Origin of the sequence: Pseudomonas sp. KCJK8993, from assembly GCF_046230915.1 — a bacterium.
Classification (GTDB): domain Bacteria; phylum Pseudomonadota; class Gammaproteobacteria; order Pseudomonadales; family Pseudomonadaceae; genus Aquipseudomonas; species Aquipseudomonas piscis.
On sequence record NZ_JBJJLO010000030.1, the window covers coordinates 22,523 to 40,951 of the forward strand.

At 61.3% G+C, this 18,429-nt stretch carries 19 protein-coding genes, 4 tRNA genes and 1 pseudogene; 6 read left to right on the forward strand and 18 right to left on the reverse strand.

The annotated features are described in order from the left end of the window. Window position 1 precedes the first annotated feature (1 nt). On the forward strand, window positions 2-691 hold the full coding sequence (locus tag ACK6AU_RS12395) for an endonuclease (RefSeq protein WP_185701710.1): 690 nt from the start codon (window positions 2-4) through the stop codon (window positions 689-691). Between the two features lie 51 nt (window positions 692-742). Here the strand turns inward: ACK6AU_RS12395 and ACK6AU_RS12400 are convergent, their stop codons facing one another. Then, complete coding sequence (locus ACK6AU_RS12400) at window positions 743-1,105, reverse strand: SPOR domain-containing protein (RefSeq protein ID WP_409299483.1); 363 nt, start codon at window positions 1,103-1,105, stop codon at window positions 743-745. Window positions 1,106-1,372: 267 nt separating this feature from the next. Here ACK6AU_RS12400 and csrA point away from each other — a divergent pair, with 267 nt between their 5' ends. Further along, on the forward strand, window positions 1,373-1,567 hold the full coding sequence (csrA, locus tag ACK6AU_RS12405; protein WP_007920550.1) for a carbon storage regulator CsrA: 195 nt from the start codon (window positions 1,373-1,375) through the stop codon (window positions 1,565-1,567). Window positions 1,568-1,801: 234 nt separating this feature from the next. Here csrA and ACK6AU_RS12410 read toward each other — a convergent pair. From ACK6AU_RS12410 to ACK6AU_RS12435, 6 genes and pseudogenes are all read right to left on the reverse strand, one after another. After that, window positions 1,802-2,190 (reverse strand): annotated as a pseudogene (locus tag ACK6AU_RS12410) (VOC family protein). Window positions 2,191-2,267: 77 nt separating this feature from the next. Further along, complete coding sequence (locus ACK6AU_RS12415) at window positions 2,268-2,468, reverse strand: hypothetical protein (protein WP_409299484.1); 201 nt, start codon at window positions 2,466-2,468, stop codon at window positions 2,268-2,270. Window positions 2,469-2,666: 198 nt separating this feature from the next. Beyond that, a complete protein-coding gene (locus ACK6AU_RS12420) occupies window positions 2,667-4,133 on the reverse strand; it encodes a carbohydrate-binding protein (protein ID WP_185701706.1) in 1,467 nt (488 codons plus the stop codon). A 44-nt stretch (window positions 4,134-4,177) separates the two neighbouring features. Then, window positions 4,178-4,807 carry a lytic polysaccharide monooxygenase auxiliary activity family 9 protein gene (locus tag ACK6AU_RS12425; RefSeq protein ID WP_031321399.1) on the reverse strand — a complete coding sequence of 210 codons (630 nt, stop codon included), beginning with the start codon at window positions 4,805-4,807 and terminating at the stop codon, window positions 4,178-4,180. 335 nt (window positions 4,808-5,142) lie between these two features. Further along, entirely contained in the window at window positions 5,143-5,493 is a 351-nt protein-coding gene (locus tag ACK6AU_RS12430; RefSeq protein WP_409299485.1) for a hypothetical protein, read from the reverse strand. Window positions 5,494-5,580: 87 nt separating this feature from the next. Continuing rightward, window positions 5,581-5,901 (reverse strand): helix-turn-helix domain-containing protein, encoded by a 321-nt coding sequence (locus tag ACK6AU_RS12435; protein ID WP_053138141.1) that lies wholly within the window; start codon window positions 5,899-5,901, stop codon window positions 5,581-5,583. A 275-nt stretch (window positions 5,902-6,176) separates the two neighbouring features. On the opposite strand from ACK6AU_RS12435, the gene ACK6AU_RS12440 reads away from it, so the two are divergent. The 3 genes from ACK6AU_RS12440 (at window position 6,177) to ACK6AU_RS12450 (ending at window position 8,614) form a co-directional block, all read left to right on the forward strand. Then, complete coding sequence (locus ACK6AU_RS12440; protein ID WP_409299486.1) at window positions 6,177-7,310, forward strand: RNA ligase RtcB family protein; 1,134 nt, start codon at window positions 6,177-6,179, stop codon at window positions 7,308-7,310. After that, window positions 7,310-7,927 carry a peptide chain release factor H gene (prfH, locus tag ACK6AU_RS12445; RefSeq protein WP_185701703.1) on the forward strand — a complete coding sequence of 206 codons (618 nt, stop codon included), beginning with the start codon at window positions 7,310-7,312 and terminating at the stop codon, window positions 7,925-7,927. The genes ACK6AU_RS12440 and prfH overlap by 1 nt, the downstream gene beginning before the upstream one ends. A gap of 492 nt (window positions 7,928-8,419) precedes the next feature. Then, entirely contained in the window at window positions 8,420-8,614 is a 195-nt protein-coding gene (locus ACK6AU_RS12450; protein WP_409299487.1) for a hypothetical protein, read from the forward strand. 284 nt (window positions 8,615-8,898) lie between these two features. Here ACK6AU_RS12450 and ACK6AU_RS12455 read toward each other — a convergent pair. Then, a tRNA-Val gene (locus ACK6AU_RS12455) sits at window positions 8,899-8,975 on the reverse strand. Between the two features lie 187 nt (window positions 8,976-9,162). Here ACK6AU_RS12455 and ACK6AU_RS12460 point away from each other — a divergent pair. Beyond that, window positions 9,163-10,446 (forward strand): NAD(P)/FAD-dependent oxidoreductase, encoded by a 1,284-nt coding sequence (locus ACK6AU_RS12460; protein ID WP_409299488.1) that lies wholly within the window; start codon window positions 9,163-9,165, stop codon window positions 10,444-10,446. 164 nt (window positions 10,447-10,610) lie between these two features. Here the strand turns inward: ACK6AU_RS12460 and ACK6AU_RS12465 are convergent. The 10 genes from ACK6AU_RS12465 to accD form a co-directional block, all read right to left on the reverse strand. Continuing rightward, a tRNA-Asp gene (locus ACK6AU_RS12465) sits at window positions 10,611-10,687 on the reverse strand. Window positions 10,688-10,785: 98 nt separating this feature from the next. Continuing rightward, window positions 10,786-10,862 (reverse strand) — tRNA-Asp (locus tag ACK6AU_RS12470). A 59-nt stretch (window positions 10,863-10,921) separates the two neighbouring features. After that, window positions 10,922-10,997, reverse strand: a tRNA-Val gene (locus ACK6AU_RS12475). Window positions 10,998-11,154: 157 nt separating this feature from the next. Further along, complete coding sequence (locus ACK6AU_RS12480; protein ID WP_409299501.1) at window positions 11,155-11,922, reverse strand: SDR family oxidoreductase; 768 nt, start codon at window positions 11,920-11,922, stop codon at window positions 11,155-11,157. A gap of 5 nt (window positions 11,923-11,927) precedes the next feature. Beyond that, window positions 11,928-13,139 (reverse strand): O-succinylhomoserine sulfhydrylase, encoded by a 1,212-nt coding sequence (locus ACK6AU_RS12485; RefSeq protein ID WP_185701701.1) that lies wholly within the window; start codon window positions 13,137-13,139, stop codon window positions 11,928-11,930. A 36-nt stretch (window positions 13,140-13,175) separates the two neighbouring features. After that, window positions 13,176-14,681, reverse strand: a complete 1,506-nt coding sequence (purF, locus tag ACK6AU_RS12490; RefSeq protein WP_031321374.1) for an amidophosphoribosyltransferase — start codon at window positions 14,679-14,681, stop codon at window positions 13,176-13,178. Between the two features lie 41 nt (window positions 14,682-14,722). Then, window positions 14,723-15,280, reverse strand: a complete 558-nt coding sequence (locus tag ACK6AU_RS12495; RefSeq protein WP_185701700.1) for a CvpA family protein — start codon at window positions 15,278-15,280, stop codon at window positions 14,723-14,725. A gap of 84 nt (window positions 15,281-15,364) precedes the next feature. Beyond that, window positions 15,365-16,015 (reverse strand): SPOR domain-containing protein, encoded by a 651-nt coding sequence (locus ACK6AU_RS12500; protein WP_409299489.1) that lies wholly within the window; start codon window positions 16,013-16,015, stop codon window positions 15,365-15,367. Continuing rightward, the gene (gene folC / locus ACK6AU_RS12505; protein ID WP_409299490.1) at window positions 15,999-17,306 is read right to left on the reverse strand and encodes a bifunctional tetrahydrofolate synthase/dihydrofolate synthase; all 1,308 of its coding nucleotides are present in this window, start codon (window positions 17,304-17,306) and stop codon (window positions 15,999-16,001) included. The genes ACK6AU_RS12500 and folC overlap by 17 nt, the downstream gene beginning before the upstream one ends. After that, the gene (accD, locus tag ACK6AU_RS12510) at window positions 17,303-18,223 is read right to left on the reverse strand and encodes an acetyl-CoA carboxylase, carboxyltransferase subunit beta (protein ID WP_185701697.1); all 921 of its coding nucleotides are present in this window, start codon (window positions 18,221-18,223) and stop codon (window positions 17,303-17,305) included. Before accD ends, folC begins: the two co-directional genes overlap by 4 nt. Window positions 18,224-18,429: the final 206 nt, after the last annotated feature.

Consider the following 18,429-nt stretch of genomic DNA (forward strand, 5'->3'; position numbering starts at 1 on the left):
GATGATCGTTCGTTGCTTCGCTGTACTGCTGTTGTTCCTTTGCTTCAGCGCCCAGGCCGATGCCCCTCGCACTTTCAGTGAAGCCAAGAAGGTTGCCTGGAAACTCTATGCCCCACAGTCCACCGAGTTCTATTGCGGCTGCAAGTACAAGGGCAATCGGGTGAACCTGGCCGCCTGCGGCTATGTACCCCGCAAGAATGCCAAGCGCGCCGAGCGCATCGAATGGGAACACATAGTGCCGGCCTGGCAAATCGGCCACCAACGCCAGTGCTGGCAACAAGGCGGCCGCAAGAACTGCTCGCGCAACGATACGACTTATCAACGTGCCGAGGCCGACCTGCACAACCTGGTACCGAGCATCGGCGAAGTGAATGGCGACCGCAGCAACTTCAGCTTCGGCTGGCTCCCCGAACAACCGGGTCAATATGGCTCCTGCCTGACCCAGGTGGATTTCAAGGCCAAGAAGGTCATGCCCAGGCCATCGATCCGCGGCATGATCGCCCGCACCTACTTCTACATGAGCAAGCAATACGGCTTGCGCCTGTCAAAGCAGGACCGGCAACTTTTCGAAGCCTGGAACAAGACCTATCCGGTGCAGGACTGGGAGCGCCAACGCAACCAGAGCGTGGCGTGCGTGATGGGACGCGGTAACGAATTCGTCGGGACGGTCAACCTCAAGGTTTGCGGTTGACCTGCAATCGCCCGCAGGACGCGGGCGATACTCCAGGAAGGAAATCCTGGCCTACTGCGCGCTCTGGTGCTCGATCACCGTGACATCGATATCGCGCTTCTTCGCCTTGACCAGCTTCTCGACCACTTCGGCCTTCTTCGCCTCGGCTTCGGCCCGGGATGCAAAAGGCCCGACCAGCACTCGCTGCTTGCCGTCCACCGTCACCACGTTGGACATGATCCCGTGCTCGATCAACCAGCCGGTGAGGTCGCTCACCGCCTGGGGCAACTCGCTGCCCACCAGCACATCCCATTGTGCAGAAGTGGCGATCACCGCCGGCTGATCCTGCGCCGCTCCCGCGGCATTCTTGCTCACCTCGACTCGCTTGCCTTCGCCACAACCGGCCAAGCCCACCACTGCCAATGCGGCTAACATCATCGCTATCGTGCGCACAACCTACCCCTAGAAAATCTGACTCGGCGATTTTACCACCCAAGGCTCGAGAGACCTCGTCACAAAATCGAGCCGAAACAGGAAGAATGATATTTATTGCATCTGTATAGTTGCGCCTTGGGAATTTATAGATCCTCTGCGCGTCAGAAAGAGGCACCCACTTAGTGGAACTTCGCACTAATCTATACCTAAGACCGACCTCTGCACTGTTTCAATCTGGTGCCCTACCAAGCTATCAAGGAGAAGACCATGCTGATACTCACCCGCAAAGTCGGTGAAAGCATCAACATCGGTGACGACATTACGATCACCATCCTCGGCGTCAGCGGCCAACAAGTCCGTATCGGCATCAATGCGCCAAAAGACGTCGCGGTCCACCGTGAAGAAATCTACCAACGGATCCAGGCGGGCCTCACCGCACCGGACAAACGCGAAACCCCTTGAGCCCCATGAGCATCAGTTTTCGGCCCGCGCGCTACGATTGGCGCGGCGTATACCTTGTTCGCCTTGAGCTTTTTCCCGCAACCCCGCTGCATGCCCCGACAGGGCGGCAAGCACCACAGATTCCCAGGCACCAGCCCCCCCTTCATCACTGACGACTCTCCTCCCCGACTCACACTCCATCCCTGACTCCCGATACGCGACGCCCCGCTCTGCAGGCGTCGCCCCAGACCCGGACTAGGCCGGCCTGAAACCCAGCGCCTGGGTGAAACGCAGCAGGTAGCCATCCGGGTCGAGCACCAGCACTCCTGGATATCCCGGCGCAACATGATGCCAGCGTGTGCCAGGGCCTGCGCCAAGGTACGAATGTCCGGGCACTCGATCGACAGGTTCATCCCGCGTCCGAAAGGTACTTCCAAGGGCTCGACACGCCACGGCGACGACTCCTGGTCGTCCTCTTCCAACATCAGCTGGGCACCGTTGAAATCAAGAAAGGCGAAGCCGGACTCAGGTCGCTGGTACTCGACCCTGAAGCCCAGGGTGGTGCAATAAAATTCCAGGCTGCGGTCCAGGTTCGTGACCAGCAGTTCCGGGACCAGCTTGTTCATCTGAAACCCTGGGGACATCGCGGCATCCATCGCTCATTGATCGAGTCGCGAGACTACTCCCAAGCCCAGGCCAATGCAGTAGCGCTTACCATTGATTACAAAGTTCCAGCCTGCAGCTGCGCCAGCCCCACTCCTCGCGCCCTGCCACTGGCCGCGACCAGCAGCAACACCAGGGCGATCAGCCTCCAGGCATTGTCGACCAGCAACACCGACCGGTAGCTGGACTCGCCACGGACCAGGCGCACAAAGGCTGCGGCACGGGCCTGCACCGCCGGCAAACGCCAGCGGGTGCACAATCGCCAACATCCACTGCATCAGCTTTGCGCTCACCTCCATCCGATTGATCGAAACATCCGGGCAGCTCAGTGAATGGTTCATGGGCGCGGCATCCGCCGCTGCAGGGAAATGCGCAAGGCAAAAAACGACCCAGGCACGGATCGGAAGATCCGCACCTGGGTCGCCTGGCCATCCGCTCCTGCAATGACCCGCCATGCTCAAGCATGGCGCTCCAGCAATACCTTGCGCCACAAGGTGAAAGCCACCGAAGGCGTCCACGCCGGGTTGGAGGTGTGCTCTTGAAGGCACAGGTAACGATTGCCCTCATGGCTCACGCCGTCGTCCTTGCGGTAGTGCTGGCCGACGCGCCACTGCGGGAAGCCCGGGTCCACCTCGCCACCGGCGGTCCTGGCGGTCACGCTGCGGCTGGGCAACGACTCCTGCCCCCGGATGTCGGTGGCAGTGACGAAGTAGCTGTACTCGGTATCGGGTTGCAGGCCCTGGTCCTCGACCCCTGGAGCAGGCGTCTTGGCCACTGACCGACCGTCGCGATACAGGGTGTAGAACTCCACCGGACGTTCGCCGCCGACCACGCTCCACTCCAGGCCGATGCTGTTGCGGCTACGGCCCGATACCGCCAGGTTGCCGGGTGCCGGTGGGCGCTCCGGCTCACCGCCATCGCCATGGATCAGCGGCGCGTAACGATTGCAGAACTCCCAGTTGTAGTGCGCTCCCTGCCGGTTGATGCCGGCATCCCAGTTCACCGACCAGGTCATCAGCCCCTTGATGGCATGACCAGCCTTCTGCAGGCGCTTGAAGGCATTGGTCAATGCCGCCGGATCGATGACATACCCGGTAGCCGCGGCATCGACGTTGCTCGGCAGGCCGATCGCCAGCTTGTCCGCCGGGATGCGGGTGAAGCCACGGGTGCCGGTAGCAAGGCTGTCGGTGAGGTAGAACAGGAAGTCCTCCTTCACCTGGTCGTTGCTCTGGGCAAGCCAGGCCCCACGACCACCGTTGGCCTCCGCCACCCAGAGGCCGTCACCGCCCTGGTTGTAGTACTGCGGGGCGATGAAGTCGTAGTAGCCCTCCAGCGCCTGCAAGTACGGCAGGTACTTGCCACTGCTGGTCAGGTACGGGAACTCCGGCGCCATGCTGATGATGAAGTGCTTGCCCTGGCCGGCGTAATGATCCTTCACCAGTTTCAATGCCGCTGGCAGCACGCTCTTGTTATCGGCGAAGTCGATGGCGCTCTGCTCCAGGTCGATGTCCAGGCCATCGAAGCCATAGGTTTCGACCAGGCGGATGATCTCGTTGGCCAAGGGCTGTTCGTTGCCCTTGTGCAGCTCGATATGCGCATCGGCGCCACCCAGGGAGATCAACACCGCCCGCCCCTGGCTGTTGAGTATGCCCACCTGACGCCGGAACTCGGCGTCAGACAGGTTGTAGGGCTTGAAGGTGGGAATGCCGTTGCCTTTCATGAAGGCTACCGCCACCACGTTGTACTCCTTGGGTACATCCAGCAGGCTCAGGTTGGCGAACTGCCCGCGCTGGTAACCATCGGCGGCGCCAGCGGCCCAGTTGTGCCAGAAGCCCATGAGGATCTTCTTGCCGGCGAGGCTGGGCATCAGCGATGCGGCATCGGCGGCCAGGCTCTTGATCAAGGAAAAGTCGATTTTATCCATGTTCTATTCCTTCAGAACTATTAAAGAGCTTCTTCTACTGCAACTTATTTGAAGTCCAGATCGAAGGCCTGATAGAAAGCGTTACCTGTATTGGCAACAATCCAGGCCAGAACTACAACATGGTGCCCCTTCTTGTTCTTGGGCAAAACGACTTCATGTTCGGTCTTGGCTTTCAATTCCGGGCCATGGGCGTGATACGGAACTTGAGTATAGAAATCCTGGTAAAAAGCCTTGGGCTCAAGTTGCGCACGGCTGATCCGTTGTTTCGGATCCCAGCCATCTTTGGTGATGAACCAGCTATAACCACGAGTGACGTGTGGAGCACTGTAAACCCACTGCACCCGGAATACTTGCCCTGGCTCCACGTTCACCAGCGGCCAGCTGAATGGACGATTGAGTTTCTTCGACATTTCTTCGTCGGTGAAGTTGACGCAATCACGCGCATCGGTCTTGCCACCGCTGAGGATATGGCCATCCGCAGGCGGCGCGACACTGGGCTCGTCGCTGCCGTAAGGGGCCGGGAACGGTCCGGCGCCCAAGGCCGGCAAGTTCTTCCCGCCTTCCATTTCGTTGACCTGCCAGGTGCCCAAGAGCCCCAGGTCCACCGCAACCGCACCGCGGCTGGAAGGAGATACGACACGACCATGTTTAAGTTGAGTTTGTGGCTTATTCATTTCTTTCACTCCATTGATTAATTAAAACCCGCTCTTGGCGAGCACCTTTAACTTAGCGCACTTTTTCCGACTTTTTTCATGCCCTCGACAAGTAACCACTTCGACCAATTTGCAAAAAACAGCGCAAAGCCCATTAAACCTTGGGCCTCCTTATTTGCGCTGACAATTTGAAGAGTCAATGTATTACACGCTTTTCTGGAGCAAAAATGGCTTTTCCCGGTTTATTCCAGAGAAGAACTTGAAACTAAGAGCGAAAAATCAAAGTTCCAGAAACGACAAAACCCGGCCAGGGCCGGGTTTGCGGGAAACGCGCTGAAGGCTTGCGCCAGGGGAAACTACAGGCAGGTGGCCAAAGCCGCCAGCCGACGCTTGGAGACGAAGTTGTCTTCGGCGGTGTAGAAGCGGACGGTGGTCGCCGCCGCCTCGGCCTTGATATCCACGAAGGACTCGGCGGACCGGCTATACACCGTATAGCCACCGCCCTTGCCCGACTCCAGATAGGCTGCGGCGTCGACACCGAATACCGCTTCATCCTGCCAGGCGAACTGCACGCACTGCGCCACCAATTGGTCGGCCTTGGCCGAGGTCAAAGTCTTGGCGGGGGCTTTGGCCCGCGCATCATCCATGTTGGAGCTCGCGCAGCCGGCCAACAGAGCCGCCACCGTTACCGCCGTCAAAACCCGCATGCTGCCTCCTGGTCCGTGAAAACGCGAGAGTATCGCTCAGACGCTGGAAAAAAGCCGTCCAGGGACGAGAAAAAACCGCGCAAAGGTTCAGCATTCGGCCAGGGACGACGCCAATTGCGCGATGGCCTCCTGGTCGTCATCGCCGAGATGGCGGTAGTTCTGGATGATGCTGCTTTCATCGGCGCTCAGGCTGCCCTCGGGCAAGCGTGAAGGCTCGCCGGTCAACACGTAGAGCAGGTCTACCCCATGACGTCCGATCGCCATCAGGTAATCCGACTTGGGTACCCGCTCACCACTCTCATAGCGCCCCTGGGCATTGGCCTCGACCCCGCCGATAGCCCCGAACTCCTGCTGGGAAAGCCCCAGCGCCTTGCGCTGTTCTTTCAAGCGCTCACCGAAGGTCTGCATAACCATCCTCATTCGACAAGGTGATGGTTGTTACGACCGTGGCCATTGGCGAAGGTGCCCATTTTGTAAAATGGCCCATTGCCAGCCATGGGACAAACAATTAACCTGCGCGCCCCTTCCCACACTTTTGACAAGGAGACTCATCATGGAACAGCTGATCACCCCTTGCAGGACGTGCCTGGTTTAAACGCTGCACCCGCTATTCGTTAGCGCCTTCGCTTAATCCCGCTTCGTCCTGCCATTACCTGAATATTTTTTCCAATCAGGAATTGGACATGGACACTTGCATCCGTCATTTGTCGAACGGCGTCTCTCTGATCGCCTCCGACACCACCTGGATCGAAGACAAAGCGCTCCAGCAACTGCACACCACCGCCCAACTGCCCGGCATGCGCCAGGTCGTCGGCATGCCTGACTTGCATCCCGGCCGAGGCTACCCGGTAGGCGCGGCATTTTTCTCCACCCAGGTGATCTACCCAGCCCTGGTGGGCAACGACATCGGCTGCGGCATGGCGCTGTGGCAAACCGATATTTCCAGCATTCGCCCGAACCTCGACAAGCTGGAAAAGAAGATCGGCAACATCGACCTTCCGCTGGATGAGCAGTGGGATGAAGAACGTGAGCAACTGGACCTGCCGGTGACCGGCCATGAGCACTCCCTGGGCACCATTGGTGGCGGCAACCACTTCGCCGAGCTGCAACAGCTCGACCAGGTGTACGACACCGAGGCCCTGCAAGCCCTGGAGCTGAACCCCAAGGCCCTGCTCCTGCTGGTGCACAGCGGTTCCCGGGGCCTGGGGGAAGCCATTCTGCGCCGTCATGTGGACCAGCATGGGCATCAGCCCCTGGACGTCGACAGCGTCGCCGGTGCCCAGTATCTGCAACAACACAATGAAGCCTTGCGCTTCGCCCAGGCCAATCGCCGCTTGATCGCCGAGCGGCTGCTTCGCAACCTGCGGGCCAAGGGGCATGCCGTGCTGGACATCAACCACAACCTGGTATCGCCGGCCAACGTCGACGGAGTCAGCGGCTGGCTGCATCGCAAAGGAGCCACGCCTTCGGACGCAGGACCGGTGGTCATCCCGGGTTCCCGGGGCGACCACAGCTACCTGGTGCGACCCACCCCGGCAACCGCCAGCCTCTATTCCCTGGCCCACGGGGCCGGGCGCAAATGGCTGCGCAGCGACTGCAAGGGCCGCCTGGACGCACGCTTCAGCTTCGAACAGCTCAAGCGCACCCAACTGGGCAGCCGGGTGATCTGCGAAGACCGCGGCTTGATGTACGAGGAGGCCCCCGAAGCCTACAAGAGCATCGACAGCGTAGTGGGCAGCCTGCGTGATGCCGGGCTGGTGAAGATCATCGCCCGGCTCAAGCCGGTACTGACCTACAAGCGCCGGGGGTGCTGCTGATGTTGTTGCTGCAACTCTCCTCCGCCCAGGGCCCGCTGGAATGTGAAATCGCCGTGAGCAAGGCCTTGCGCCAGCTGCATCGCGAGGCCCAGTTCCTGGGCGTGCGTATCGATATCGTGGAGCAGGTTGCCGGATATGGCGGTAACCACTGCAAGTCGGTCCTGACCCGCCTCGACGGCGAGCAGGCCGAGGAGCTGGCCCGGCGCTGGACCGGCACCCTGCTCTGGAGCTGCAAGAGCCCTTCGCGACCCGGCCACAAGCGCAAGAACTGGTATTTCGCCGGCCAGCTGTTCAGTCCGCCCCAGGGCGCCCAGGACAGCGAGATCCGCTTCGAAGCCATGCGTGCCTCGGGCCCCGGTGGCCAGCATGTGAACACCACGGATTCCGCCGTGCGTGCCACGCACCTGGCTACCGGTATCAGCGTGAAAGTGCAGTCCGAGCGCAGCCAGCATGACAACAAGCGCCTGGCGCGCTTGTTGATCCAGCAGCGCCTGGAAGCCCGGCAACAGCAAGAACAGGAGCAACTGCGCCAGGATCGCCGCTACGCCCACCACCAAGTGGAACGCGGCAATCCGGTACGCATCTTCAACGGTCCGTCCTTCATCGCCCAGGACTGACACCTTGCCCCGGGGCGCACAGCACCACGCGCCCCGGAAGCGAGGCCAGTTCCTCATCGTGCAACCGCAGGTTGCCCGCAGTACGGCCGCAGCCCCTCACCTCTGCGCGACAGCACCGGTAGGCAATCTCTCGACGCTTTCAACATCAAGTTGGCTCGCCCCGGATACGGCTGCAACTCATCCCCAATGAATCGACAGAGGCGCTCCAGCCTACTGCCGGAGCCACTCATCTAGCGTCCCCGGACGTCCCGCCGGGGCGCCATACGGCGACCGCCAAGGCGCCTAGAGAACCTGCTGCACGCGAACCTGAACGACATCAACTGGATCAGCCAGCTGGACTGCGCCCCTTAGATTGCGCAAACACTCGATCAACAAGATCGGCAGACAATGATCGAGCAGGGCTTGAGCGACGGCCAAGGCTGCCCCGCTCCCCCCGCTATCTGATGATGATAATTAACGCCGGTGCCTCGCCCACCGCCGCCCTGAAGTGCCATGCGCTCGCTGCCTGGCCAACGGCTAAGCCTCCAAGAATGCGTCACCGGAAAAACCGCGGCGCTATGGTTTCATCAGAAAAAACAGGGGGTTATCAAATTTTTTGCTGTATTCGAAAAACAGGCACAGGCAGAAATGATCGCCCGAGTGACTGAGAACTCTCTTTTGTTTGCGCAGTTTGTTCGCCACCTTTGATATTTCCGCAACATAACCTGTGTGCCAGCCATTGCCGAATCGACCGGCTAGCTACACACGCCATTGCGCCAGGCACACAAACTGCCAGGCAACGAAGAACAAGAACCCGAGGCGCCGTCAGGGCAACGCCCAGTGCAAGCTCAGCGGAGCTGGAATGCCACATGCAGCGGGTATCAGGAAGAACGGAAGGGTTGTGCAAAGGCCGTGAAAAAGCCCCATAACGAAAAAAGGGTTCACCTTTCGGTGAACCCTTTTTCAGACCGCCCAGCAGAGCGGATTTTGTTTGGTAGGCGCGATTGGACTCGAACCAACGACCCCCACCATGTCAAGGTGGTGCTCTAACCAACTGAGCTACGTGCCTGCTGTGAGGCGGCATTCTACGGAATTCCGCAGGGGTGTCAACACCTTTTTTTCAGCTAAGCCTATGAATATGCGAATTTTTTAATTTCCGGGGGGCGAATAAGTTTTTCTTCTGCTCTGGCAGCCCATTTACAACTCAGGTAGCATCGCCGCATTCGTAAAATATATTAAACACAAGAGGTCGCAGGATGGCGCACATTCCATACCCACAGTCCTATTACGCCGCTTCCGCCAACGCCGCCCCGGAACGCTCCCAACTGCAGGGCGAGATGGAAACCGACGTCTGCGTGATCGGTGCGGGTTACACCGGCCTGTCCAGCGCCCTCTTCCTCCTGGAGAACGGCTTTCGCGTCACCGTGCTGGAGGCGGCCAGGGTCGGTTTCGGTGCATCCGGGCGCAACGGCGGGCAGATCGTCAACAGCTACAGCCGCGACATCGATGTAATCGAGCGCAGCGTCGCCCCCAAGCAGGCACAACTGCTGGGACAAATGGCATTCGAGGGCGGCAAGATCATTCGCGAACGCATCGCCAAGTACAAGATTCAGTGCGACTTGAAGGACGGTGGCGTGTTCGCAGCCCTGACGGGCAAGCAGATGGCCCATCTGGAGTCGCAGAAACGCCTGTGGGAGCGTTACGGCCACACTCAGCTGGAACTGCTGGATGAGCGGCGGATCCGCGAAGTCGTGGCCAGCGACCAGTACCAGGGCGGCCTGCTCGACATGAGCGGCGGCCACATCCACCCGCTGAACCTGGCATTGGGCGAAGCGGCCGCCGTCGAATCCCTGGGCGGTGTCATCCATGAACAATCCCCGGCAGTGCGGGTCGAGCGCGGAGTCAATCCCGTGGTGCACACCCCCCAGGGCAAGGTCCGCGCCAAGTTCGTCATCGTCGCCGGCAATGCCTACCTGGGCAACCTGATTCCGGAGCTCGCAGCCAAGTCCATGCCTTGCGGCACCCAAGTGATCACCACCGAACCCTTGAGCGACGAACTGGCAGCCAGCCTGCTGCCTCAGGACTATTGCGTCGAGGATTGCAACTACCTGCTGGATTATTACCGGCTCTCCAGCGACAAGCGCCTGATCTTCGGCGGTGGCGTGGTATATGGCGCCCGGGACCCAGCGAATATCGAAGCGATCATCCGCCCCAAGATGCTCAAGGCCTTCCCACAGCTCAAGGACGTGAAGATCGACTATGCGTGGACCGGCAATTTCCTGCTGACCCTGTCGCGCCTGCCGCAAGTTGGCCGCCTGGGGGACAACATCTACTACTCCCAGGGCTGCAGCGGCCATGGCGTGACCTACACCCACTTGGCCGGCAAAGTCCTGGCAGAGGCCTTGAGAGGCCAGGCGGAGCGCTTCGACGCCTTCGCCAATCTACCCCACTACCCCTTCCCCGGCGGACACGCGCTACGCGTCCCATTCAGCGCCCTGGGAGCCTGGTATTACAGCTTGCGGGACAAACTCGGCTTCTGACGAGGCTTTGCATCACCCACAAAAAAACCGCCAGCCAGGCGGTTTTTTTGTGGGCGAATCATAACGACAGAAGCTACAAATGCAAAAACAAAAACCCCGGTCTTGCGACCGGGGTCTTTGCTGTTTCGCTGCATCAAGGCGTTCAGTGGTCCTTGAAGCATATATGGCGCAGCGGACGGGACTCGAACCCGCGACCCCCGGCGTGACAGGCCGGTATTCTAACCGACTGAACTACCGCTGCGTATCGCTTGGATTTATATCCAGGTGAAACTCTTGAATCATCTGACTGAGGCCCTAGGGCCTTCAATCTCAAACCAGGCGAACCTGATCTGGAAAATATGGCGCAGCGGACGGGACTCGAACCCGCGACCCCCGGCGTGACAGGCCGGTATTCTAACCGACTGAACTACCGCTGCGCGTCGGTTGGAGGCTTCCTTGGAAGCTTCCGCCTTTCTTTCGAAAGGCACTCAGGAAGTGGTGGGTGATGACGGGATCGAACCGCCGACCCTCTGCTTGTAAGGCAGATGCTCTCCCGGCTGAGCTAATCACCCTTTGCTTCGCTGAGGCCGCGAAATTTACGCACGTATCGAAGCTAAGTCAATAGCAGGATTGAAGTTTTTTTCAAAAGAGCTGTAAACGACACGCTTCAAGCCCCGGGAAAAATCCCCAGCGATTGGCAAGCGCCCCGCTCCTTGCCCGCGAAAGAATTCAATCCTGGTAAATCATCTTCTTGGACATGCCACCGTCCACCACGAACTCCTGGCCGGTGACGAATCCCGAACTGCGTGAAAGCAGCCAGGCCACCATAGCCGCCACATCTTCAACGGTGCCCACCCGACCTGCCGGATGCTGGGCATGGTCGGCATCGGACAAGGGCTCCGCGCGCCGCACGGCCGGGTCACGAGCATCGATCCAGCCCGGGCTTACCGCGTTGACGCGAATCTCCGGCCCGAGGCTGATCGCCAGCGCATGGGTCAGGGCCAACAAGCCCCCCTTGCTCGCAGCATAGGCTTCGCTGTCCGGCTCCGATTGGCGGGCGCGGGTAGAGGCAAGGTTGACGATCGCACCGCCGTGGGCCCGCAGATAGGGCGCGCAGTGCTTGGCCAGCAGCATCGGCCCGCCAAGATTCACCGCCAACACCCGATTCCAATGCCCCAGGTCGAGGCTTTCCAGGGTCATATTGTGCGGATCGGCCACGGCAGCATTGCAAACCAGGGCATCGAGACGCCCGAACTGCCCCAACACCTCGGCGACCCCTTCAGCCACCTGCTCCTCATCGGCCACATCCATGGTGATGAACCAGGCGTTGTCGCCCAGCACCTTGGCCACCTTGGAGCCGCGCTCGCGATCCAGGTCGGTGAGGACCACCTGCCAGCCTTCGCTGATCAGCCAGGCGGCGATGCCCAGGCCGATACCCCGTGCCGCGCCGGTCACCAGCGCAACACGACCATTGCCCGCCCCCGGGGGCGTCGACAACTCGATCACAAGGCTGCCAGGCCGCGAGCCAGGTCGGCTTGCAGGTCGGCAACGTCTTCCAGGCCGACCGCAATACGGATCAGGCTGTCGCGAATACCCGCCGCCTCACGCTCTTGTGGCGCCAGGCGTCCGTGGGAGGTGGTGCTTGGATGGGTAATGGTGGTCTTGCTGTCACCCAGGTTGGCAGTGATCGAGACCAGGCGAGTGGCATCGATGAAGCGCCAGGCGCCCTCCTTGCCCCCCTTGACCTCGAAACTCACCACCGCGCCGAAGCCACGTTGCTGGCGCTTGGCCAACTCGTGCTGCGGATGACTGGCGAGCCCGGCGTAATGCACCTTCTCGACCCCATCCTGGCGCTCCAGCCACTCGGCCAGGGCCTGGGCATTGGCGCAATGGGCGCGCATGCGCAGGCTGAGGGTCTCCAGCCCCTTGAGGAAGACCCAGGCATTGAATGGACTCAGGGTCGGCCCCGCGGTACGCAGGAAACCCACCACTTCTTTCATCTGCTCGCCGCGTCCGGCGACCACGCCGCCCATGCAGCGGCCCTGGCCATCGATGAACTTGGTGGCCGAATGCACCACCACGTCCGCACCCAGCTTGAGCGGCTGCTGCAGCGCCGGGGTGCAGAAGCAGTTATCCACCACCAGCATCGCCCCCTTGGCATGGGCCACTTCAGCCAGCGCGGCGATATCCACCAGCTCGGCCAGTGGATTGGAGGGCGATTCGACGAACAGCAATCGGGTATTGCTCTTGATCGCCGCGTCCCAGCCAGACAGGTCCGCCAGGGGCACGTAGTCGATTTCGACACCGAAACGCTTGAAGTACTTCTCGAACAGACTGATGGTGGAACCGAACACGCTGCGCGAAACCAACACGTGGTCGCCAGCACTGCACAGGCTCATGACCACCGAGAGAATCGCCGCCATGCCCGTCGCAGTAGCCACCGCCTGCTCCGCCCCTTCGAGTGCCGCGATGCGCTCTTCGAAAGAACGCACCGTAGGGTTGGTGTAGCGCGAATAGACGTTGCCCGGTACCTCGCCAGCGAAACGCGCGGCCGCATCGGCGGCCGTGCGGAACACATAGCTGGAGGTGAAGAACATCGGATCACCGTGCTCGCTCTCCGGCGAACGGTGCTGACCAGCGCGCACCGCCAGGGTATCGAACGCTACGCCTTCAAGGTCGCTATCCAGCCGACCGGCATCCCAATCCTGACTCATGCCGCCTACTCCCAATCTCTTCGTGAATGCTCTGGATCAGTTGTTGTAAAGATCGATGATCGCGCTGACCGCCTGGGTCTTGGCCTTGGAGGCATCGTTGCGGGCATTCTCGATCTTGTTCAGATAGGCCTCGTCGACATCACCAGTCACGTACTTGCCATCGAACACCGCGCAATCAAAGCTTTCGATCTTGATCTTGCCGCCACCGACCGCCTCGATCAGGTCCGGCAGGTCCTGGTAGATCAGCCAATCGGCACCGATCAGGTCGGCCACATCCTGGGTGGAGCGATTATGGGCGATCAGCTCGTGGGCGCTCGGCATGTCGATGCCGTACACGTTCGGATAACGCACGGCCGGGGCAGCGGAACAGAAGTAGACATTCTTCGCTCCGGCTTCGCGGGCCATCTGGATGATCTGCTTGCAGGTGGTGCCGCGCACGATGGAGTCGTCCACCAGCATCACGTTCTTGCCACGGAATTCCAGCTCGATGGCGTTGAGCTTCTGGCGTACCGACTTCTTGCGCGCGGCCTGGCCCGGCATGATGAAGGTCCGGCCGATGTAGCGGTTCTTCACGAAACCTTCGCGGAACTTCACACCCAGGTGGTTGGCCAGCTCCAGTGCCGCGGTGCGGCTGGTGTCCGGAATCGGGATCACCACGTCGATATCGTGCTCGGGGCGCTCGCGCAGGATTTTCTCGGCCAGCTTCTCACCCATGCGCAGGCGCGCCTTGTACACCGAGACGCCGTCGATGATCGAGTCAGGACGGGCCAGGTACACATGCTCGAAGATGCACGGGGTGAGCTGCGGATTGGTGGCGCACTGGCGGGTGTAGAGCTTGCCTTCCTCGGTGATGTAGACCGCCTCGCCCGGCGCGAGGTCGCGGATCAGGGTGAAGCCCAGCACATCCAGGGACACGCTTTCGGAAGCGATCATGTACTCCACGCCCTCGTCGGTATGGCGCTGGCCGAACACGATCGGACGGATGCCATGGGGATCGCGGAAACCGACGATGCCATAGCCGGTGATCATCGCCACCACCGCATAACCACCTACGCAACGGTTGTGCACGTCGGTCACGGCGGCGAACACATCTTCCTCGGTGGGCTGCAGCTTGCCGCGCTGGGCCAGCTCGTGGGCGAACACGTTAAGCAGCACTTCGGAATCGGAACTGGTGTTGACGTGGCGCAGGTCGGACTCGTAGATCTCCTTGGCCAACTGCTCAACGTTGGTCAGGTTGCCGTTGTGCGCCAAAGTGATGCCGTAAGGCGAGTTGACGTAAAACGGCTGGGCCTCGGCCGAAGTGGAGCTACCGGCGGTCGGGTAACGCACATGGCCGATGCCCATGTGGCCGACCAGGCGCTGCATGTGGCGCTGCTGGAACACATCACGGACCAGGCCGTTGTCCTTGCGCAGGAACAACCGGCCATCATGACTGGTCACGATACCGGCCGCGTCCTGGCCGCGGTGTTGGAGGACGGTTAGCGCGTCATACAGCGCCTGATTAACGTTCGACTTACCGACGATACCGACGATGCCACACATGCGACGCAACCCCTACTTAATGAAACTGAACTGAACCCATCTTACTGAGGCGTTTTGGCCGGTAAGAGGTGCTCCTTGAACGGTATTTCAGCGGGTACGCTGATACCGCTGGCCAGCCACTGACTGCTCCACCCCAATATGAGGTTCTTGGACCAATCTGCAACCAATAGAAATTGTGGCACCAGCCGCGACTGCTGCCACCAGGAATCCTGCTGAACCGGCCCCAAGCTAAGAAGCCCGACCGCCACGACCACCAGCAACGCGCCACGCGCCGCGCCGAAGGCCATGCCGAGGAATCGATCGGTACCGGACAGGCCGGTGACGCGAATCAATTCGCCGATGAGATAGTTGACCATTGCGCCCACCAGCAAGGTGGCGACAAACATGATTGCACAGCCCGCAATCACCCGAGCCGAAGGCGTTTCGATATAGGCGCCGAGGTACTCGGACAGCGAGCCACCGAACATCCAGGCGACGACTCCTGCGATGATCCAGGTAAGCAACGACAAGGCTTCTTTGACGAAACCACGGCTCAAGCTGATCAAAGCGGAAATGGCGATTATTGCAACAATCGCCCAGTCAACCAGGGTAAATGGCACAGTGCAGCCTACAGACGGATAAGGCGGCGCATTTTAACAGAGCGCTTGGCTGTCGGTAAGCCGCGATTCACTGTGCTTTTGAAATCAACCGCGCTCTGGCTGGAAGCGCACCACGAAGCCCTTGAGGTTCTGCTGGCGGCCCAACAGGTCACGCAGGCGATCCGCTTCGGCACGCTCGATCAGCGGCCCGACGAATACCCGGTTCTTGCCTTCGGCCGAACGGATATAAGCGTTATAGCCTTGGCTACGCAGGGTCTTTTGCAGGTTTTCCGCGCTTTCCCGGCTCGACAGGCTGGCCAGTTGCACCGACCAGCTGACGGACAAGCCATTGGCATCGACCCGGCTCTGGCTGGTATCGGGCTTGGCGCTCACCACCGGCTGCGCTGGCGCCGGCACTGGCGCGGGCTTGGGCGCCGGGGCTGGCTTGTTGACCACTACCGGTGCCGGAGCCGCCGGCACACTGGGAGCGATCGGCGCCGTAGGGGCCGCCTGCTGCACCACCGGCTCATCGGCAGGCACGGAACCTTGCGGCAATGGCTGCGGCTCCGGAACCACCACCGGCTCGACCTGGACCTGGGGCAACGCCGATGACTGCGGCGCAGCAGGCGCCTCGACCACCACATGGCGCTGCTCATCTTCTCGCGAGAACAGCATCGGCAAGAAGATCACGGCCAGTGCCACCAGCACCAACGCCCCGACCATCCGCTGCTTGTAGACGTTATCCAGCATAGCCATGTGCAGCTTCCTCCGTGGCGCGCCGGGCCAACCACTCAAGGGCCTCGGCAACACAATAAAAAGACCCGAACAACAGTATTTCGTCATCGGTGGCGGCCTGCGCGCATTGCGCCTCCAGCGCCGCCGCCACGCTGGCGTAAGACGCCACAGGAGCGCCAAGGTTCTCCAGCGCCGCCTGCAGATCCTCGGCCGGACGTGCCCGGGGCGAGTCCAGCGGAGCCACGGCCCAGTGCTGGATCGACGCCTGCAGGCAGGCCGCCACGCCCGCCAGGTCCTTGTCGGCCAGCAGGCCGAACACCGCCAGGCGCCGGCCAGCCACCGGCCGGCGCGCCAGGCGCTCGGCCAGGTACTGCGCCGCATGGGGGTTGTGCCCGACATCCAGCAACAGGCTGATCGACTTGCCCTGCCAGTTGATCCGGCGACGATCCAGGCGCCCGGTCACGCGGGTCTGCTGCAACGCGCTGGCGATCCGCTCAGGCTGCCAGGGCAACCCGGTCAGCAGATAGGCCTGCAGCGCCAGGGCCGCGTTTTCCATGGGCAGGTCGAGCAGCGGCAGGTCGCGCAACTCCACCGGCTTGCCCTGGTTATCCAGGCCACGCCATTGCCAATGGGTGTCGGTGATTCCCAGATCGAAATCCCGGCCACGGAGGAAAAACGGGCAACCCAGCTCTCGCGCCTTGTCCAGCAAGGGCTGCGGCGGCTCGAGGTCGCCGCACAATGCCGGGGCGCCAGGACGGAAGATCCCGGCCTTTTCGAAGGCCACGGACTCGCGAGAGTCGCCGAGATACTCCACATGATCGACACCGATGCTAGTCACCAGGGCGATGTCGGCATCCACCAGGTTGACCGCATCCAGGCGCCCTCCCAAGCCGACTTCGAGCACCACGGCATCCAGGGTCGCGCGCTGGAACAGCCAGAATGCCGCCAGGGTGCCCATTTCGAAATAGGTCAGGGAGACCTCGCCACGCCCGGCCTCCACCGCGGCGAAGGCCTCGCACAACTGCTGGTCCGTCGCCTCGACGCCATCGACCTGCACCCGCTCGTTGTAGCGCAACAGGTGCGGCGAACTGTAGACCCCGACCTGCAGGCCCTGGGCCCGCAGCAGGGAAGCGATGAAGGCACAGGTTGAACCCTTGCCATTGGTACCGGTGACGGTTATCACCCGGGGTGCCGGCTTGCCCAGCCCCATCCGGGCCATTACCTGCTGCGAGCGCTCCAGCCCCATGTCGATGGCCGAAGGATGCAACTGCTCGAGGTAGGCGAGCCACTCGCCCAGGGTACGTCGGGTCATAGGCTTGCAGGGGCCGGGGGAACCACAATTGCTTCGACCGGTGCGGCCACGAACTCCGGCGTCGGCAGGCCCATCAGCTGGGCCAGCAGGTTGCCCAGGCGTGGACGCAGTTCCTGACGGGAAATGATCATGTCGATCGCACCGTGCTCCAGCAGGAATTCGCTGCGCTGGAAGCCTTCAGGCAGCTTCTCGCGCACGGTCTGCTCGATCACTCGTGGGCCGGCGAAACCTACCAGCGCCTTGGGTTCACCGACGATTACATCGCCCAGCATCGCCAGGCTGGCGGAGACGCCGCCGTAGACCGGATCGGTCAGCACGGAAATGAACGGCAGGCCTTCTTCGCGCAGGCGCGCCAGCACCGCGGAGGTCTTGGCCATCTGCATCAGGGAGATCAGCGCTTCCTGCATGCGCGCACCACCGGAAGCGGAGAAGCAGACCATCGGGCAGCGATTTTCCAGGGCATAGTTGGCCGCACGCACGAAACGCTCGCCAACGATGGCTCCCATGGAGCCCCCCATGAAGGAGAATTCGAAAGCCGAAACCACCACTGGCATCCCCAGCAGCGTACCGCTCATGGAAACCAGCGCATCTTTCTCGCCGGTCTGCTTCTGCGCTGCGCTCAGGCGATCCTTGTACTTCTTGCCGTCGCGGAATTTCAGGCGGTCCACTGGCTCCAGGTCGGCACCCAGCTCGGTGCGACCTTCGGCATCAAGGAAGATATCGATGCGGGCACGTGCGCCGATCCGCATGTGGTGGTTGCACTTGGGGCAAACATCCAGGGTCTTTTCCAGCTCCGGACGATAGAGCACGGCCTCGCAGGACGGGCATTTGTGCCAAAGACCTTCGGGCACCGAGCTCTTCTTCACCTCGGAACGCATGATCGAAGGGATCAGTTTGTCTACTAACCAGTTGCTCATGCTTTCTTTCTCCAGTACCGGCGGCCCGAACACTGTGGTTCGCGGCCCCGCGCATGCCCTTGAGCCAAATTCATGTATGCGGCGATGATCGACTCGCTACCGCGGTCAGCACTTGGCTCGACCAGCCCGCAGCGAACCTCTCCTGCGCCATCCCGACAACCCGCGATAGAGCGGCTGCCACTCGATTAAGACCCCGCCTCATGGCG

What these genes read in the sequence shown, in the direction of transcription:
- ACK6AU_RS12395 (WP_185701710.1), top strand. Translation starts at nt 2, where the DNA reads ATGATCGTTCGTTGCTTCGCTGTACTGCTGTTGTTCCTTTGCTTCAGC.
- ACK6AU_RS12400 (WP_409299483.1), bottom strand. Translation starts at nt 1,105, where the DNA reads ATGTTAGCCGCATTGGCAGTGGTGGGCTTGGCCGGTTGTGGCGAAGGC.
- csrA (WP_007920550.1), top strand. Translation starts at nt 1,373, where the DNA reads ATGCTGATACTCACCCGCAAAGTCGGTGAAAGCATCAACATCGGTGAC.
- ACK6AU_RS12420 (WP_185701706.1), bottom strand. Translation starts at nt 4,133, where the DNA reads ATGGATAAAATCGACTTTTCCTTGATCAAGAGCCTGGCCGCCGATGCC.
- ACK6AU_RS12425 (WP_031321399.1), bottom strand. Translation starts at nt 4,807, where the DNA reads ATGAATAAGCCACAAACTCAACTTAAACATGGTCGTGTCGTATCTCCT.
- ACK6AU_RS12430 (WP_409299485.1), bottom strand. Translation starts at nt 5,493, where the DNA reads ATGCGGGTTTTGACGGCGGTAACGGTGGCGGCTCTGTTGGCCGGCTGC.
- ACK6AU_RS12435 (WP_053138141.1), bottom strand. Translation starts at nt 5,901, where the DNA reads ATGCAGACCTTCGGTGAGCGCTTGAAAGAACAGCGCAAGGCGCTGGGG.
- ACK6AU_RS12440 (WP_409299486.1), top strand. Translation starts at nt 6,177, where the DNA reads ATGGACACTTGCATCCGTCATTTGTCGAACGGCGTCTCTCTGATCGCC.
- prfH (WP_185701703.1), top strand. Translation starts at nt 7,310, where the DNA reads ATGTTGTTGCTGCAACTCTCCTCCGCCCAGGGCCCGCTGGAATGTGAA.
- ACK6AU_RS12450 (WP_409299487.1), top strand. Translation starts at nt 8,420, where the DNA reads ATGCGCTCGCTGCCTGGCCAACGGCTAAGCCTCCAAGAATGCGTCACC.
- ACK6AU_RS12460 (WP_409299488.1), top strand. Translation starts at nt 9,163, where the DNA reads ATGGCGCACATTCCATACCCACAGTCCTATTACGCCGCTTCCGCCAAC.
- ACK6AU_RS12485 (WP_185701701.1), bottom strand. Translation starts at nt 13,139, where the DNA reads ATGAGTCAGGATTGGGATGCCGGTCGGCTGGATAGCGACCTTGAAGGC.
- purF (WP_031321374.1), bottom strand. Translation starts at nt 14,681, where the DNA reads ATGTGTGGCATCGTCGGTATCGTCGGTAAGTCGAACGTTAATCAGGCG.
- ACK6AU_RS12500 (WP_409299489.1), bottom strand. Translation starts at nt 16,015, where the DNA reads ATGGCTATGCTGGATAACGTCTACAAGCAGCGGATGGTCGGGGCGTTG.
- folC (WP_409299490.1), bottom strand. Translation starts at nt 17,306, where the DNA reads ATGACCCGACGTACCCTGGGCGAGTGGCTCGCCTACCTCGAGCAGTTG.
- accD (WP_185701697.1), bottom strand. Translation starts at nt 18,223, where the DNA reads ATGAGCAACTGGTTAGTAGACAAACTGATCCCTTCGATCATGCGTTCC.